The following is a 14051-nucleotide window of genomic DNA, read 5'->3' as shown; positions in this document are numbered from 1 at the left end:
AGATTGTGGCCGAATCGTTCCGAAACAGCCACAGAAACCGGCTTTTCGTCAAAATCTCCGTCGAATTGGTTCACGGCCGGAGTGCCCGGACGTCGAGGGTGCCCGGACGTCGAGGGTGCCCGCACGTCGAGGGTGCCTGTGCGGTGACACCCGGCGGAGCGCACTGTGCGGTGACAAACGGCGGGTCACACCTTGCGCAGCAGCACCTTGGAGACGGAGTGGTTCGGATCCTTGCGCAGCACGAGGGTCGCCCGAGAGCGGGTCGGACGAATGTTGCGCAGCAGGTTCGGTTCGTTGATCTCGGTCCAGATTTCCCGGGCCCGGCTCCGCGCCTCGGCCTCGGTCATACTCGCGTACCGGTGGAAGTACGACTTCGGATTGCTGAATGCGCCGCGCTGCAGCTTGAGAAAGCGCTCCTCGTACCAGCGAGCGATGTCCTGCGTGCGGGCGTCCACGTATACGGTGAAGTCGAAGAGGTCGCTGACGGCGAGGCCGTGGCCCGGTCCGGGCGGCTGCAGCACGTTGAGACCCTCGACGATCAGGATGTCCGGCTGCCGCACCACGATCTGGGCGTCGGGCACGATGTCATAGCTGAGGTGTGAGTAGAACGGCGACCGCACTTCGGCGGCACCGCTCTTGACCGCGGCCACGAAGCGTAGCAGGGCCCGCCGGTCGTAGGACTCGGGGAACCCTTTTCGGTCCATCAGGCCCCGGCGGGTGAGTTCGGCATTGGGCAGCAGGAAACCATCGGTGGTCACCAACTCGACCCGCGGGGTGTCCTCCCAGCGGGCCAGCAGCTCCCTCAGCAAGCGGCCGATGGTGGACTTGCCCACCGCGACCGATCCGGCGACCCCGATCACGAACGGCGTGCGCTGGGCGCGCTCCCCGAGGAAGTCGCTCGTGGCGCGGTGCAGCTGCCGTGCACCGGCGGCGTAGAGGTTGAGCAGGCGGCTGAGCGGCAGGTAGACATCCGTCACCTCACTGAGGTCGAGCGGCTCACCCAGCCCCCGCAACTGCACGATCTCCGTCTCCCGCAGCGGAAGCCGGGTGGTTGGCGCGAGGGCGGCCCAGTCAGCCCGGTCCAGTTCGACGAAAGGAGTGCTGTGGCCGTTGTTCCAGGGACTCGCAACCGGATCGGACATTTCACCGAGCTTACTCGGACTAATATCGCAGTCATGTGTGGAATCGTTGGTTACGTCGGAGATAACAAGAGCGTTCAGGTCCTGATGGGAGGTCTGCGGCGACTCGAGTACCGGGGGTACGACTCCGCGGGGATCGCTGTCATCGACAGCGAGGGTGCTCTCAATACCGCTAAGCGAGCGGGCAAGCTGGCCGTTCTGGCCGCCGAGCTTGAGACGAACCCGATTAATAATGGGAACACCGGGATCGGTCACACTCGGTGGGCCACCCACGGGGCGCCGAATGACGTGAATGCGCACCCGCACCTGGGTGACAACGGCAAGCTGGCCCTTATTCACAACGGAATTATTGAAAACTTCTCCGTGCTCAAGGACGAACTCCTCGCCGAGGGATTCACCTTCGAGAGTGAGACCGACACCGAGGTCGCCGCGATCCTGCTTGGCCGGGAATACCAGCGCGTCGGCGACCTGGGCGAAGCGTTCCGCGCTGTCGTCTCCCGCCTCGACGGTGCCTTCACCCTACTCGCCGTCCACCAAGACCAGCCCGGCATCGTCGTCGGCGCCCGCCGCAACTCCCCGCTCGTGATCGGCTTGGGCGACGGAGAGAACTTCCTCGGCTCCGACGTCGCCGCTTTCGTCGAGTACACCCGCCGCGCGGTCGCCATCGGCCAGGACCAGATCGTCACGATCACGCCGGACCTCGTCACCGTGACCGACTTCGACGGCAACGCCGTCGAAGTGGAAGAGTTCGACATCGCCTGGGATGCCTCCGCGTCCGAGAAGGGCGGCTGGTCCAGCTTCATGGCCAAGGAGGTCTCCGAGCAGCCGGATGCCGTGCGCAACACCCTGCGCGGGCGCATCCATGAGGGCCAGGCCGTAGTTCCCGAGCTGACCGAATTCGGAGACGACGTGCTCGCCGGCATCCGTCGCATCGTGGTCGTCGCCTGCGGCACCGCGGCGAACGCCGGCTACGTCGCCAAGTACGCCATCGAGAAGTGGACCCGGGTTCCGGTCGACATCGAACTCAGCCACGAGTTCCGTTACCGCGACCCGGTGCTGAACCCCGAGACCCTGGTCATCTCGATCAGCCAGTCCGGCGAAACCATGGACACGCTGATGGCGGTCAAGTTCGCCCGGGAAGCGGGCGCGAAGGCCATCTCGATCTGCAACACGCAGGGTGCCACCATCCCCCGCGAGTCGGATGCCGTCATCTACACCCACGCCGGCCCGGAGGTCGCCGTGGCCTCAACCAAGGGCTTCACCGCCCAGATCGCCGCCCTCTACCTCTTCGGCCTGCACCTGGCCCGGGTGCGCAGCAGCCTCAGCGAAGCCGAGTGCGCCGTGCAGATCGCCGAGCTCCAGGCCATCCCGGACAAGCTGGCGACCACGCTGCTGCAGGAGTCGACCGTGCACGAGCTGGCCACCTGGATGGCCGACACGCGTGCCGTGCTCTTCCTCGGCCGCCACGTGGGCTTCCCGATCGCGCTCGAGGGTGCGCTCAAGCTCAAGGAGCTCGCGTACATCCACGCGGAGGGCTTCGCCGCCGGTGAGCTCAAGCACGGCCCGATCGCGCTGATCGAGCCCGGCCAGCCGGTCTTCGTCGTTGTGCCGAGCCCACGCGGCTCCGCGCACCTGCACCCCAAGGTGGTCTCGAACATCCAGGAGATCCGGGCCCGCGGCGCGCGCATCATCGCGATCGCCGAAGAAGGGGATGTCGCGGTGCTGCCGTTCGCGGACACCGTCATCCGCATCCCGCTGGCCTCGCCGCTGTTCGAACCGCTCCTCGCGGTCGTACCGCTGCAGATTTTCGCCATGGAACTCGCCACGGTGAAGGGCCTCGACGTCGACCAGCCACGCAACCTGGCGAAGTCCGTCACGGTCGAGTAGCGCCAGTCCTCGAGTCGGAGTAGCCGGAGGGTGCAGCACAGGGTGCAAGGGTTGACCGGATGATCCGGGGCATCGGGGTCGACATCGTCGACCTCGCTCGCTTCGAACGGCAGGTCTTGCGCACGCCTGGGCTTATTCCCCGGCTTTTCACGGAAGCCGAGCGCGGGTTGCCGATGCACTCCTTGGCCGCGCGCTTCGCGGCCAAGGAGGCACTGATCAAAGCGCTCGGCGACAGTGCCGGCGCCAGCTGGCAGGAGATGGACGTCGTGACCGACGCGCACGGCAACCCGGGATTCGTGCTTCACGGGGCTACCGCGGCGGCACTGACGGCCCGCGGCATCGACACAGTGCACTTGACCATGACTCACGACGCCGGGGTGGCCTGTGCGTTCGTGGTCGCGGAGGGCGGGGCATGACCGGATACCGCGAGGCCGTCGTCGACCTGGGCGCGGTCTACGCCAACGTCGCGCACCTCAGGCAGGTGGCCGGCACCCCGCACCTGATGGCCGTCGTCAAGGCGAACGCCTACGGCCATGGGGCAGTGCCGGTCGCCCGCACCGCGCTCGCCGCGGGCGCCGACTGGCTCGGGGTGGCCGACGTCGACGAGGCGCTCGAGCTGCGGGCCGCCGGCATCGACGCGCCCGTCCTGGCCTGGCTGCACGATCCGGATGCCGATTTCACCGTCGCCATCACCCGGAGCATCACCCTCGGGCTGTCCTCGGCGCGGCAGCTGCGCCAGGTCGCCGAGGCCGCCGCCGCTCTCGGTCGCGTGGCCGACGTGCACCTCAAGCTCGAGACCGGGCTCAACCGCAACGGCGTGAACGAACCGGACTGGGCCGAGACGTTCGCTCTGGCGGCCCAGCTCGAGCAGGCCGGCCGCCTGACCGTGACCGGCATTTTCAGCCACCTGTCGAATGCGTCCCCGGTCGACGACGCCGAGGCGATCGAGCGCTTCGAACGCGGTGTCGCTCTCGCCGCCGACACCGGGCTGACCCCGTCTCTGATCCACCTGGCGTCCACCGCGGCGGCGCTGCGCGTGCCGGCCGCCCGCTTCTCGATGGTGCGGGTGGGCATCGGCATCTACGGTCTGTCGCCGTTCGCGGACCAGACGTCGCAGGATTTGGGCCTCACCCCGGCGATGACGCTGCGGGGGCGCGTCGCCGCCGTGCGCCGCGTGGCTGCGGGGGCCGGGGTGTCCTACGACTACCTGTGGCGGGCACCGGTCGACGGCTACCTCGCCCTCGTGCCACTCGGCTACGCGGACGGCGTGCCCCGCCAGGCCTCCGGAACCGCGTGGGTCGACATCTCTGGACACTCGCATCCGCTGGTCGGGCGCATCGCGATGGATCAGTTCGTCGTCAGCGTCGGCCAGGAACGCGTGACGGTCGGCGACGAGGTCGTACTGTTCGGCAACCCGGAGACCGGTGTGCCGAGCGCGACCGACTGGGCCGACGCCGCCGGCACCATCAACTACGAGATCGTTACCCGGATCGGCCGCCGGGTTACCCGCAGCTACCGGAACGCGGTCGACGGCGCGGCGGGCGGCACGCGGCCCGGCGGCGGCGTTCGGCCCGGCGGCGGTTCGCGCTGATGCGCGCCGTCATCCCCGACGCCGACAGCATGCACGAGTTCGGCCGCACGGTCGCGGGGCTGCTGCAGGCCGGCGACCTGATCGTGCTGACCGGGCCCCTCGGCGCCGGAAAGACGACCTTCACCCGCGGCCTGGGGGAGGGTCTGCAGGTGCGCGGCTCGGTCACCAGCCCCACCTTCGTGCTGGCCCGCACCCACCCCAGCACGATCGGCGGACCCCCGCTCGTGCACGTCGACGCCTACCGGCTCGGAAGCGCCCTCGAGCTGGATGACCTCGACATCGATTTCGTTCGGTCGATCGTCGTGGTCGAGTGGGGTCGCGGGATGCTCAACGGTATCGCCGACTCCTGGCTCGATATCGAGATCGAACGGCCCGTCGGGGCCTCGCAGGCGGCCGCATCCGTCGTCGCCGACGAGGCCGAGGTGCTTGACCTCGACGAGCCGCGCACGGTCACGGTCACCCCGCACGGCCCCCGCTGGTCGAACGAATTCGACGGAGATTTTGCTCCTACAGGCCCATAGTGGGCCCGATCCGGCTCCAGAGCCCAAAATCTCCGTCGAATTCGTTCAGGGCGGCCGACGAGCAGGCCTGGCGGAGCAGGATAAGCAGCACAGCGCGTCGGCGGCACAGCGCATTAGCGGCACAGCGCATCGGACACAGCGAATAGGCTGGTGAGGTGCTTCTCGCCATCGATACTTCCGCCGGAACGAGCGTCGCGGTCGTGGATCTCGCCCGAGGCGTCATCGCCGAACACGCCACCGACGACACTATGCGCCACGCCGAGGTGGTCGGCCGCCTGATCGCCGACTGCCTCAGCGACGCGGCCGTGCCGATCAGCGGCCTCTCCGCGGTGGTCGGCGGCATGGGTCCCGGCCCCTTCACCGGTCTCCGTGTGGGCATCGCCGCCGCGCGGGTCTTCGCGCTGGGCGCCGGGGTGCCCTTCGTGCCCGTCGTCAGCCACGATGCGCTCGCCTTCGGCCGCTACCAGGCCGGCCACACCGGCCCGCTCGTCGTCGTCACCGACGCCCGTCGCCGCGAGGTGAACTGGTCCGTGTATAGCGGGGCGGATGCCGTGGGTCTCCCGATCCGGGTCGACGGTCCTGGTGTGGCCCAGCCAGCCGTGCTGCGGGAGCCCGGCTGGGCGCACGCTGAGGTGCCCCGCTTCGACGCGGTCGCCGTGTCCGCCGGGGAGCTGGGGCAGGTTGCCGAGCTGATGTGGGCCCACCAGCGCCCGTTCGCCGCCGACACGGCGCTCTACCTGCGCTCGCCGGATGTCACCGTGTCCAACGGCCCGAAACGGGTGAGTTGATGATGTGGCAGCTGCGGCGCGCCCGAGCCGCCGATGTGGACGCCATCATGGCGCTCGAGACCCGTATCTTCGTCAACGACGCGTGGTCCGCCGAGGCGATGGCCCAGGACGTGGTCAACCCGAACTGCTACTACCTGGTGGCCTTCCCCCCCGATGAGCCCGACCGGATCGAGGGCTACGCCGGGCTGCAGGCCCTGCAGGGAGCGCGCGAGGGCGACATTCAGACCATCGCGGTCACCCAAGAGACCCGCGGCCACGGCCTCGGCCGAACCCTGATGCTCAGCCTGATCGCCGAGGCCCGGAAGCGGGGCGTGCGCGAGGTGTTCCTCGAGGTGCGCGCCGACAACCCGCCGGCCCAGGAACTCTACCGCCGACTCGGCTTCGAGGAGTTGGGCATCCGCCCTGGCTACTACCAGCCCGACAACGTCGACGCGATCGTGATGCGACTGCACGTGCCTGACGCCGAGATGCAGATGACACCGGCAGAGGCCGCACTGGAGGCCACCGAATGACCGCCCTGAACGCGCAGACCACCCTGAACGCGATGACCGCGCAGAACCGCGCCAACCCGCTCGTGCTCGGCATCGAGACCTCCTGCGACGAGACCGGAATCGGAATCGTGCGCGGAACCACCCTGCTCTCTAACACGATCGCGTCGTCGATGGACGAACACGCCCGCTACGGCGGAGTCGTGCCGGAGGTGGCCGCGCGCGCACACCTTGAGGAGCTCGTTCCGGCGATCCGGGCGGCCGCGCTGGAGGCCGGCATCCGTTTGGAGGACATCGATGCGGTGGCCGTGACCTGCGGCCCCGGTCTGGCCGGCGCGCTCATGGTCGGGGTCGGCGCGGCCAAGGCACTAGCCATCTCGCTCGGCAAACCGATCTACGCGGTCAACCACCTCGTCGGTCACGTCGGGGCCGATGTGCTTCGACTCGGCGCAGACGACTCCACGAAGCCGCTGGAATACCCCACCGTTGCGCTCCTCGTCAGCGGCGGTCACACCTCACTGCTGCTGGTGCGCGATCTGGTCTCCGACGTCGAACTGCTCGGCGAGACCATCGACGACGCGGCCGGCGAGGCCTTCGACAAGGTGGCCCGCCTGCTCGGCTTGCCCTACCCGGGCGGACCCCAGATCGACCGGGCCGCGCGGGAAGGCAATCCCGCGGCCATCCGTTTCCCCCGCGGTCTCAGCCAGACCAAGGACATGGCGAAACACCGGTACGACTTCTCGTTCTCCGGGCTCAAGACCTCGGTCGCGCGCTGGGTCGAGCAGAGACGCGACGCGGATGAGTCGGTGCCGCTGGCCGACGTGGCCGCCAGTTTCCGAGAGGCGGTCGTCGACATCCTCCTGACCAAGTCAGTCGCGGCCTGCGTCGACCTCGGTGTGCCGAGGCTCCTGCTCGGGGGCGGCGTGATCGCCAACGCCCGGCTGCGTCAGGTGGCCCAGGAGCGCACGGATGCCGCCGGCATCGCCCTGCGCATCCCGCCTCTGTCGCTCTGCACCGACAACGGCGCCATGATCGCCGCCCTCGGGGCGCAGCTGATCATGGCCGGGCATGCGCCTTCGTCACTGGAGTTCGGGGCGGACTCCACCCTTCCGGTCTCCGAGATCCAGGTCTGAAACCCCCTCCCACCGGTATTTCGCCACCGGACGGGTATTCTAGCTTCGGCAGGCGACGTTTGTTCGTGCGATCAACACCTTGTCCGGCTGGGAGCCAGATTGGCAGCCCAGATGCACCATTCCCGAAGGAGCAATCGACATGACCGACCCCAACGAGCCGCCGGTTAACCCGCCCATGTTCCAGCCGCCGGCGGCGCAGGCCGCTCCGGCCTACGCCCAGCCGGGCTACCCTCAGCCCTACGCGCCGCAGGGCCCATCCGAGAAGTACAACGTGCTGTCCATTGTGTCGCTCGTGACCTCGGTGCTCGGGATCTCCCTGGTCGGCATCATCACCGGCCACATCGGTCTGAGCCAGATCGGGAAGACCGGAGAAAAGGGACGGGGACTCGCGATTGCCGGCCTCATTGTCGGCTACGCCGGCCTGGCGGCTCAGCTCCTGGCCGTCGTCCTGCTGATCCCGTTGATGATCGCGATCGCGAACGACCCGACCCTGCTCAATACCTACTGACCCGGTGGCCACGGGCAGAAACCCTGCGCGTCGATGACCCGTGACCCGATATGCAATTAGCGACGCCACCCCGTCGTCCGGAAAGGAATGAATTCGCATGAGCGATTCCAACAACCCCAGCAACTCTGACGTGCCCCGCGTGCCTGACGTGCCCCAGGTGCCCGGCGTGCCGGAGGTGCCTGACGTGCCGCAGGTCCCCGATATCCCGCGCGACGAGCAGGGGGCGTCCGCCGCCCCGCCGGCGTACAACGGCCCGACCCCGTCGGCCTCCGTCCCGCCCGCCTACGGCGCCGCGACCCCGCCGCCCGGCTACGACACCCCGGCGATGACCCAGGCGCCTGCCCATGGCGACGCGTATTCGTCGCCCTTCGGTGCGGTCGCCGCGAAGCAGCCGATTTTCAGCATCTTGGCGCTGGTCGCCGGCGTTATCGGCGTGCTCGGCTCGCCGATCGTGTTCCTCCCGATTGTGGGTGGCATCCTCGGACTGTTCATCCCCGCCGCCGCGGTCGTCCTGGGCTTCCTCGGTAAGTCGAAGGAGCCGCAGGCGAGGGGCTTCTGGCTGACCGGGCTGATCACGGGGTTCATCGGCGTCGGTCTGGCACTGGTCAGTATCGTGATCTGGTCTGTCTTCTTCGCCACCATCCCCAACTCGTCGTACTGAGCGGAAGATAGCAGCGGGGATGGTTGGGGAGGAACGGGACTGGTCCCGCAACGATGACTTCCGGGTCGACCTCACCCGGCCTCCGGCGCCCGCTCCGGGGGAGCTGGACTACGCGTCGACCATCACAGCCCCTACCGAATGGGTGCCGTACGTCTACACCGACAGCGAGCTGACCGCGCAGGCAGGCCAGGGCGGGCTGTCCATCGCATCGCTCGTCTTCGGGCTGCTGGGGCTGCTGATCGCGGTCTTCGGCGTCTGGGGTGCGGCGCTCTCCCTGGCCGCGGTCGTGCTGGCCGTGATGGCCCGCGTGACCGAGCGCCGTGCCGGCACCGCGTGGGCCTACGGGCTGTGGACCGGGCTGGCCGGGCTGGTCCTCGCGGTCGGGTGGGTGTTGATCGTCACACAGGTGCTGACGGTCGTGCCCGGCTGAGCCATGCTGTCCTTCGCCGCTGGCCTCAGTCGAGTGGCGGAATCCGCTCCACCAGCAGAGCCACCCGGTGGCCGGCGGCCCGGGTGAGCACGAGCGTCGCCGACTCGGGGCCTTTGAGCTTCAGTCGAGTGCGCAGGGTGGCCGGGTCGACGTCCACGCCGCGTTTCTTGATCTCGAGAGTGCCGATGCGGCGTTCTTGTAGGCCCAGCCGCAGCTTCTTCTCGTCGACCGGCAGCACCTCGAGCACCCGGAATGCGGTGGCGAAGGGCGTGCGTTGCAGGGTCTCGGAGGTGAAATACGCGATCCCCTCGCTCAGCATCGACGCGTCGAGCGACCGGGCCAGGTCCCCGATCAGACGGGCACGGATGATCGCGCCGTCCGGCTCGTACAGGTAGTCGCCCAGCACTCCCACCGGGGCATCCGTGCTGTCGTGGGGCGCGGTCAGTTCGTGGATCCCGGTCCGGCCGAGCAGCAGGGCGGAGCGACGGATGCCGGCGCGCGCCAGTGCTCCGAACCACAGCCCCATCTCCACGAGCTTGCCGTCCACGGAGACCCACTGCGACTCGGCTTCCGCGGGGATCAGCTCGCGGTCGTGGCCCGGCCCGAGCTTGACGCCGACGGGCATCCGCTCACTGAGACCGAAGACAAAATCGAGGTGCGGGGAGTAGTCCTCCGGCCGGGTCAGGCGCGAGGTGTTGGAGTGCCCGGCGGTGCGCCGGGCCGGGTCGAGCCAGGCGGCGTCGAAGCCGGCCAGGTCGACGTCTTCCGCGGACGAGTGCAGAACGCTCGCGTTCTCGAACGGAGCCAGGTTGTAGCTGGCGACGGTCGCGGTCACCTCGTCGGCGTCCACCCCCGTCACCGTGAGGTCCATGGCGGCCAGGGCCATGGCGTCGCCTCCGATGCCGCAGCCGAGGTCGACGACCCGGTTCAGGGACGCGCCCGCGAAGCGGCCGGCGTGCAGCGCCGCCACCCGCAGCCGGGTGGCCTGCTCGAGGCCGGCCTCCGTAAACAGCATGCGGCCGGCGAACTCGCCGAACTTGGGCACGGCCCTGGCTCGGAGCCGGGACTGGCTGAGCACCGCGGTGACCAGCTCGGGGCTGTGTCCGGCCTTGCGCAGTTCGCTCACCACCCGCACGACGTCGGCGGCCGCGTCGTACGGCGGCAACGAGTCCAGCAGGCGCAAACCGCCCGGCGATAACAGCTCGACGAGCTCTGAGCGTTCCATCGTGTAAACCTATCAACACGACGCATCTGGCACTCACGTTGCGTGAGTGCCAGATGCGCCCTAAACTCGTCTTGGCACTCTCGCTGTGAGTCTGCTAACTATGTCTTAGCTAAGAAAGAGGTCAACCGTGTCGGTCTCCATCAAGCCGCTCGAGGATCGCATCGTCATCAAGCAGGTCGACGCAGAGCAGACCACCGCATCAGGTCTGGTCATTCCTGACACCGCCAAGGAAAAGCCCCAGGAGGGCGAAGTTGTCGCAGTCGGCCCCGGCCGCATTGACGACAACGGCAACCGCATTCCACTCGACGTCGCCGTCGGCGACAAGGTGATCTACTCCAAGTACGGTGGAACCGAAGTCAAGTTCGGTGGTGAGGACCTCCTCGTCCTGTCGGCCCGCGACGTGCTCGCAGTCGTCGTTCGCTAGCCACACCCACGCAACGGTAGAATCCCGGATGGCCCTGGCCATCCGGGATTCGTCGTTAAGAAAGGTCCGCTGTGGCGCAAGACGCTCTTCCACCCGGGAAAATCCGCGCGGCCCGCCCGGCGCGGTCGGAGCAGAGCAAGGGACTGATCTACGCGGTCCTCGCCTACGCCCTCTGGGGCACGCTGCCGCTCTACTTTCTGCTCCTCGCGCCCAGTGGTGCCTTCGAGATCGTGGCCTGGCGGGTTCTCTTCTCCCTGGTGTTCTGCGCACTGCTGATCACGGTCACGCGCAAGTGGAAGTCCTTCCTCGCGCTGCTGCGGAGGCCTCGCATCGTGTTCACCATGGGTCTGGCCGGCCTGCTGATCTTCGTCAACTGGCAGACCTACGTCTTCGCCGCCCTCAGCGGCCACGTGGTCGAGGCAGCCCTCGGCTACTTCATCAACCCGATCGTGACCGTGTTCCTCGGCGTCATTCTGCTGCGCGAGAGGCTGCGCCTGCTGCAGTGGGTGGCCGTGGGAATCAGCCTCGGGGCCGTCGTCGTGCTCACCGTCGGCTACGGCTCGCTGCCGTGGGTGTCGCTCATCCTCGCGTTCTCGTTCGGATTCTACGGATTGATCAAGAAAAGGGTCGGCCGCGACGTCGATGCCGTCGCCGGACTCACCCTCGAAACGGTCTGGCTCGCACCCATCGCCGTGGTGCAGCTGATCGTGGTGGCCTCTGTCTCCGGTCTCACCTTCGGAAGCGTGTCCATCTGGCATACCGTGGGGCTGCTGGCAGCAGGTGTTGTGACCGCTGTGCCGCTGTTGTTCTTCGCCGCCGCGGCCCGGCGCCTGCCTCTGACATACATGGGTCTGATCCAGTACTTCGCTCCGATCCTGCAGTTCCTGGTCGGCGTCTTCGTGCTGCTCGAGCCCATGCCGCCCGAGCGCTGGGTCGGTTTCGCACTGGTCTGGGTGGCGCTGGTCGTTCTCACGACCGACATGGTCCTCACCGGACGCGCGCCCCGGCGTGCGTCCCTTGAACCGGTCTGAGCCCCGCTACGCTCGGGGACGCACCTCGTATGTGAAAGGACACCGGATGCGCACTGCGTCGACTTCCCTGCCCGTCATCCTCGTCGGGGCGCTGGCCTGCGTGCTCCTGCTGTCCGGATGTAGGGCTGAGGTCGCGCCGCCCTCAGTCGAGCCCGCTGCCGCCGCGTCCGTCGTGGTGGCTCCGTCCGGTGACGGGACCGTGCGCCTCGGAACTCTGTTCCCCATGACGGGCCCGGCGGCGGCCAGTGGTGCGGCACAGGTGGCCGGCTCCGAACTGGCCGCCCGGGAGATCACCGAGCAGGGCCGAATTCTCGGGACTCCGATCGAGATCATCCACCGCGACTCCGCCGTCGACCCGGCGACGTCGCTGACCGACTTGTTGGCTCGTGGCGTCGACGTCGTGCTGTGGGACGCCACCGTTCCGATGCCGGGCGATCTGGCGGCCGCCGTCGCGGCGGCGCCGGTGGTACTGCTGTGGCTCGGCGACTTCGCGAACGGAGGCACGCCGCTGGCCGCCAGTGACGGCTTCGCAGCGCGCCTGCGCACCCTCGATCCAGGGCTGGTCGACACTGCCGGCGGCGGTGAAGCCTATGACGGAGTCGTCTTGAGCGCCCTGGCCGCAGCACGGGCCGGAGACGACGGTGCGGCGTCGATCAGGCCCGCTCTCGACCAGGTCAGTACCGGGGCGTTCGCCTGCGCATCTTGGGGAGAATGTGCGGCCGCGCTGGCCGATGCGCAACAGATCGCTTATCAGGGCGTCACCGGCCGCCGATCGTAACGATTTGGTCTGCGTTACACGGATGTAACCCGGTTGCCTTGTTTCGCGCGATTCCTGTCAATAATGTGACAGAACGGCAGTCAATCGACCGCTGTCATTTCTCATTCCTAGTCCCAAGGAGCAACATGAGCGTATTCGCGAAGGCCTCGGCCTCCCGCTCAGTTCGGGCAGTCGTCACTGGAGTCGCCTTGGTCGGCGTCAGTGCACTTCTGCTCACCGGCTGCAGCAGCAACACCACTGAGCCGGCTGCATCGGAAGCCCCCGCCGCGAGCGGAGACGCCCAGGCCATCACGGCCGGCGACCGTGACCTGACCCTGAAGGTCGGCACCATCCTTCCCCAGAGTGGCGCCCTGGCCTTCCTCGGCCCGCCCGAAGAAGCCGGCGTCGCCCTGGCCGTCAAGGACATCAACGACGCGAACCTCGGATTGACCGTTGAGGCCATCTTCCGTGACTCCGGCGACACCACGACGGACACCGCGACCGGTTCGGTGACCGACCTTCTCTCGCAGAAGGTTTCCGCCATCATCGGCGCGGCATCCTCCGGCGTCTCCAAGACCGTGATCGACCAGATCACCGGCGCGGGCGTCGTGCAGTTCTCACCGGCCAACACCTCGGCGGACTTCACGAAGTACGCCGACAAGGACCTCTACTGGCGCACCGCCCCGTCCGACCTGCTGCAGGGTGAAGTCCTGGGCACCCAGATCGCCGACGACGGCAACAGCACCCTCGGTCTGATCGTGCTCAACGACTCGTACGGCACCGGCCTGGCCGAGTCCACGACGACCGCCTTCGAGGCTGCGGGCGGCGAGGTTGTCGCCACGTCCCTGTTCAACGAGGGTGACTCCAACTTCGCCGCTCAGATCTCCGAAGTGACCGCCGCCAACCCCGACGCGATCGCCCTGATCACGTTCGACCAGGCCAAGGTCATCACCCCCGCACTGGTCGGCTCCGGCTTCCCCGGTGGCAACCTGTACTTCGTGGACGGCAACCTGTCCGACTACAGCAAGGACTTCGACGCCGGCATCATCACCGGTGCCAAGGGCACGCTGCCCGGCCTCGACGTAGGAACCCTCGGCGACTTCACCGATCGTCTCAAGGAGATCGACCCCACCCTGACCGACTTCAGCTACGCGGCAGAATCTTACGACGCCGTCATGCTCGTCGCGCTGGCCGCCTACGCGGCCAACGACGTCTCAGGTGAGGCCATCTCCAAGCACCTCCGCCAGGTCTCTGGGGGAACCGGCGACGGCACCACGGTCTCCGACTTCACCGCGGCGGCTAAAGCCCTCGCGGCCGGCGACCAGGTCGACTACGAGGGCTTCTCCGGCCCGGTCACGTTCGATGAGAACGGCGACCCGACCGAGGCAACCATCGGCGTCTACGAGTACCTCGAAGACAACACGTACAAGCGCATCAACTAGTCACGATTCGTCGCTGACCGGCATTC

General features: G+C 68.1%; 16 protein-coding genes. 14 read left to right on the top strand and 2 right to left on the bottom strand.

Translation table 11 applies throughout. The features are described 5' to 3' along the window. Nucleotides 1-185 precede the first annotated feature (185 nt). Nucleotides 186-1142: a type I pantothenate kinase gene (coaA, locus tag E3N94_RS15820; RefSeq protein WP_104100937.1), complete on the bottom strand. Its 957-nt coding sequence runs from the start codon at nt 1140-1142 to the stop codon at nt 186-188. 33 nt (nt 1143-1175) lie between these two features. Between coaA and glmS the strand changes: the two genes are divergently transcribed. The 10 genes from glmS (at nt 1176) to E3N94_RS15770 (ending at nt 9146) form a co-directional block, all read left to right on the top strand. Continuing rightward, nucleotides 1176-3026 carry a glutamine--fructose-6-phosphate transaminase (isomerizing) gene (glmS, locus tag E3N94_RS15815; protein WP_134570562.1) on the top strand — a complete coding sequence of 617 codons (1851 nt, stop codon included), beginning with the start codon at nt 1176-1178 and terminating at the stop codon, nt 3024-3026. Between the two features lie 59 nt (nt 3027-3085). Continuing rightward, the gene (locus E3N94_RS15810) at nt 3086-3442 is read left to right on the top strand and encodes a holo-ACP synthase (protein ID WP_104100935.1); all 357 of its coding nucleotides are present in this window, start codon (nt 3086-3088) and stop codon (nt 3440-3442) included. Continuing rightward, on the top strand, nt 3439-4617 hold the full coding sequence (gene alr, locus E3N94_RS15805; protein ID WP_104100934.1) for an alanine racemase: 1179 nt from the start codon (nt 3439-3441) through the stop codon (nt 4615-4617). Before E3N94_RS15810 ends, alr begins: the two co-directional genes overlap by 4 nt. After that, on the top strand, nt 4617-5138 hold the full coding sequence (tsaE, locus tag E3N94_RS15800) for a tRNA (adenosine(37)-N6)-threonylcarbamoyltransferase complex ATPase subunit type 1 TsaE (RefSeq protein WP_134570560.1): 522 nt from the start codon (nt 4617-4619) through the stop codon (nt 5136-5138). The genes alr and tsaE overlap by 1 nt, the downstream gene beginning before the upstream one ends. A 155-nt stretch (nt 5139-5293) precedes the next feature. Next, nucleotides 5294-5926: a tRNA (adenosine(37)-N6)-threonylcarbamoyltransferase complex dimerization subunit type 1 TsaB gene (tsaB, locus tag E3N94_RS15795; RefSeq protein ID WP_134570558.1), complete on the top strand. Its 633-nt coding sequence runs from the start codon at nt 5294-5296 to the stop codon at nt 5924-5926. Continuing rightward, a complete protein-coding gene (rimI, locus tag E3N94_RS15790) occupies nt 5926-6438 on the top strand; it encodes a ribosomal protein S18-alanine N-acetyltransferase (protein ID WP_134342972.1) in 513 nt (170 codons plus the stop codon). Before tsaB ends, rimI begins: the two co-directional genes overlap by 1 nt. Next, entirely contained in the window at nt 6435-7547 is a 1113-nt protein-coding gene (gene tsaD / locus E3N94_RS15785; protein ID WP_134401567.1) for a tRNA (adenosine(37)-N6)-threonylcarbamoyltransferase complex transferase subunit TsaD, read from the top strand. Before rimI ends, tsaD begins: the two co-directional genes overlap by 4 nt. Nucleotides 7548-7686: 139 nt before the next feature. Further along, entirely contained in the window at nt 7687-8055 is a 369-nt protein-coding gene (locus E3N94_RS15780) for a DUF4190 domain-containing protein (RefSeq protein ID WP_104100929.1), read from the top strand. A gap of 97 nt (nt 8056-8152) precedes the next feature. Continuing rightward, nucleotides 8153-8716, top strand: coding sequence for a DUF4190 domain-containing protein (locus E3N94_RS15775; protein WP_134570556.1), 564 nt, complete (start codon nt 8153-8155; stop codon nt 8714-8716). A 19-nt stretch (nt 8717-8735) separates the two neighbouring features. After that, nucleotides 8736-9146, top strand: a complete 411-nt coding sequence (locus tag E3N94_RS15770; protein WP_134342976.1) for a DUF4190 domain-containing protein — start codon at nt 8736-8738, stop codon at nt 9144-9146. A gap of 25 nt (nt 9147-9171) precedes the next feature. On the opposite strand, the gene E3N94_RS15765 is transcribed toward E3N94_RS15770, so the two are convergent. After that, nucleotides 9172-10371: a methyltransferase domain-containing protein gene (locus tag E3N94_RS15765; protein WP_104100926.1), complete on the bottom strand. Its 1200-nt coding sequence runs from the start codon at nt 10369-10371 to the stop codon at nt 9172-9174. 127 nt (nt 10372-10498) lie between these two features. On the opposite strand from E3N94_RS15765, the gene groES reads away from it, so the two are divergent. The 4 genes from groES (at nt 10499) to E3N94_RS15745 (ending at nt 14025) form a co-directional block, all read left to right on the top strand. Then, the gene (gene groES, locus E3N94_RS15760; protein WP_066597535.1) at nt 10499-10795 is read left to right on the top strand and encodes a co-chaperone GroES; all 297 of its coding nucleotides are present in this window, start codon (nt 10499-10501) and stop codon (nt 10793-10795) included. Between the two features lie 71 nt (nt 10796-10866). After that, the gene (rarD, locus tag E3N94_RS15755) at nt 10867-11826 is read left to right on the top strand and encodes an EamA family transporter RarD (protein WP_233191400.1); all 960 of its coding nucleotides are present in this window, start codon (nt 10867-10869) and stop codon (nt 11824-11826) included. 46 nt (nt 11827-11872) lie between these two features. After that, nucleotides 11873-12604 carry an ABC transporter substrate-binding protein gene (locus E3N94_RS15750; protein ID WP_134373347.1) on the top strand — a complete coding sequence of 244 codons (732 nt, stop codon included), beginning with the start codon at nt 11873-11875 and terminating at the stop codon, nt 12602-12604. A 125-nt stretch (nt 12605-12729) separates the two neighbouring features. Next, a complete protein-coding gene (locus E3N94_RS15745; RefSeq protein ID WP_104100924.1) occupies nt 12730-14025 on the top strand; it encodes an ABC transporter substrate-binding protein in 1296 nt (431 codons plus the stop codon). Nucleotides 14026-14051: the final 26 nt, after the last annotated feature.

This window comes from Cryobacterium sp. Sr3 (assembly GCF_004402835.1).
Taxonomy (GTDB): domain Bacteria; phylum Actinomycetota; class Actinomycetes; order Actinomycetales; family Microbacteriaceae; genus Cryobacterium; species Cryobacterium sandaracinum.
The sequence above is the reverse complement of the archived record's forward strand: the minus strand, read 5'-3'. Positions and strand labels throughout refer to the sequence as shown.

Excerpts from the sequence above, each read along its gene's own strand:
- coaA (WP_104100937.1), bottom strand. The coding sequence starts at position 1,142 with ATGTCCGATCCGGTTGCGAGTCCCTGGAACAACGGCCACAGCACTCCT.
- glmS (WP_134570562.1), top strand. The coding sequence starts at position 1,176 with ATGTGTGGAATCGTTGGTTACGTCGGAGATAACAAGAGCGTTCAGGTC.
- E3N94_RS15810 (WP_104100935.1), top strand. The coding sequence starts at position 3,086 with ATGATCCGGGGCATCGGGGTCGACATCGTCGACCTCGCTCGCTTCGAA.
- alr (WP_104100934.1), top strand. The coding sequence starts at position 3,439 with ATGACCGGATACCGCGAGGCCGTCGTCGACCTGGGCGCGGTCTACGCC.
- tsaE (WP_134570560.1), top strand. The coding sequence starts at position 4,617 with ATGCGCGCCGTCATCCCCGACGCCGACAGCATGCACGAGTTCGGCCGC.
- rimI (WP_134342972.1), top strand. The coding sequence starts at position 5,926 with ATGATGTGGCAGCTGCGGCGCGCCCGAGCCGCCGATGTGGACGCCATC.
- tsaD (WP_134401567.1), top strand. The coding sequence starts at position 6,435 with ATGACCGCCCTGAACGCGCAGACCACCCTGAACGCGATGACCGCGCAG.
- E3N94_RS15780 (WP_104100929.1), top strand. The coding sequence starts at position 7,687 with ATGACCGACCCCAACGAGCCGCCGGTTAACCCGCCCATGTTCCAGCCG.
- E3N94_RS15775 (WP_134570556.1), top strand. The coding sequence starts at position 8,153 with ATGAGCGATTCCAACAACCCCAGCAACTCTGACGTGCCCCGCGTGCCT.
- E3N94_RS15770 (WP_134342976.1), top strand. The coding sequence starts at position 8,736 with ATGGTTGGGGAGGAACGGGACTGGTCCCGCAACGATGACTTCCGGGTC.
- E3N94_RS15765 (WP_104100926.1), bottom strand. The coding sequence starts at position 10,371 with ATGGAACGCTCAGAGCTCGTCGAGCTGTTATCGCCGGGCGGTTTGCGC.
- E3N94_RS15750 (WP_134373347.1), top strand. The coding sequence starts at position 11,873 with ATGCGCACTGCGTCGACTTCCCTGCCCGTCATCCTCGTCGGGGCGCTG.
- E3N94_RS15745 (WP_104100924.1), top strand. The coding sequence starts at position 12,730 with ATGAGCGTATTCGCGAAGGCCTCGGCCTCCCGCTCAGTTCGGGCAGTC.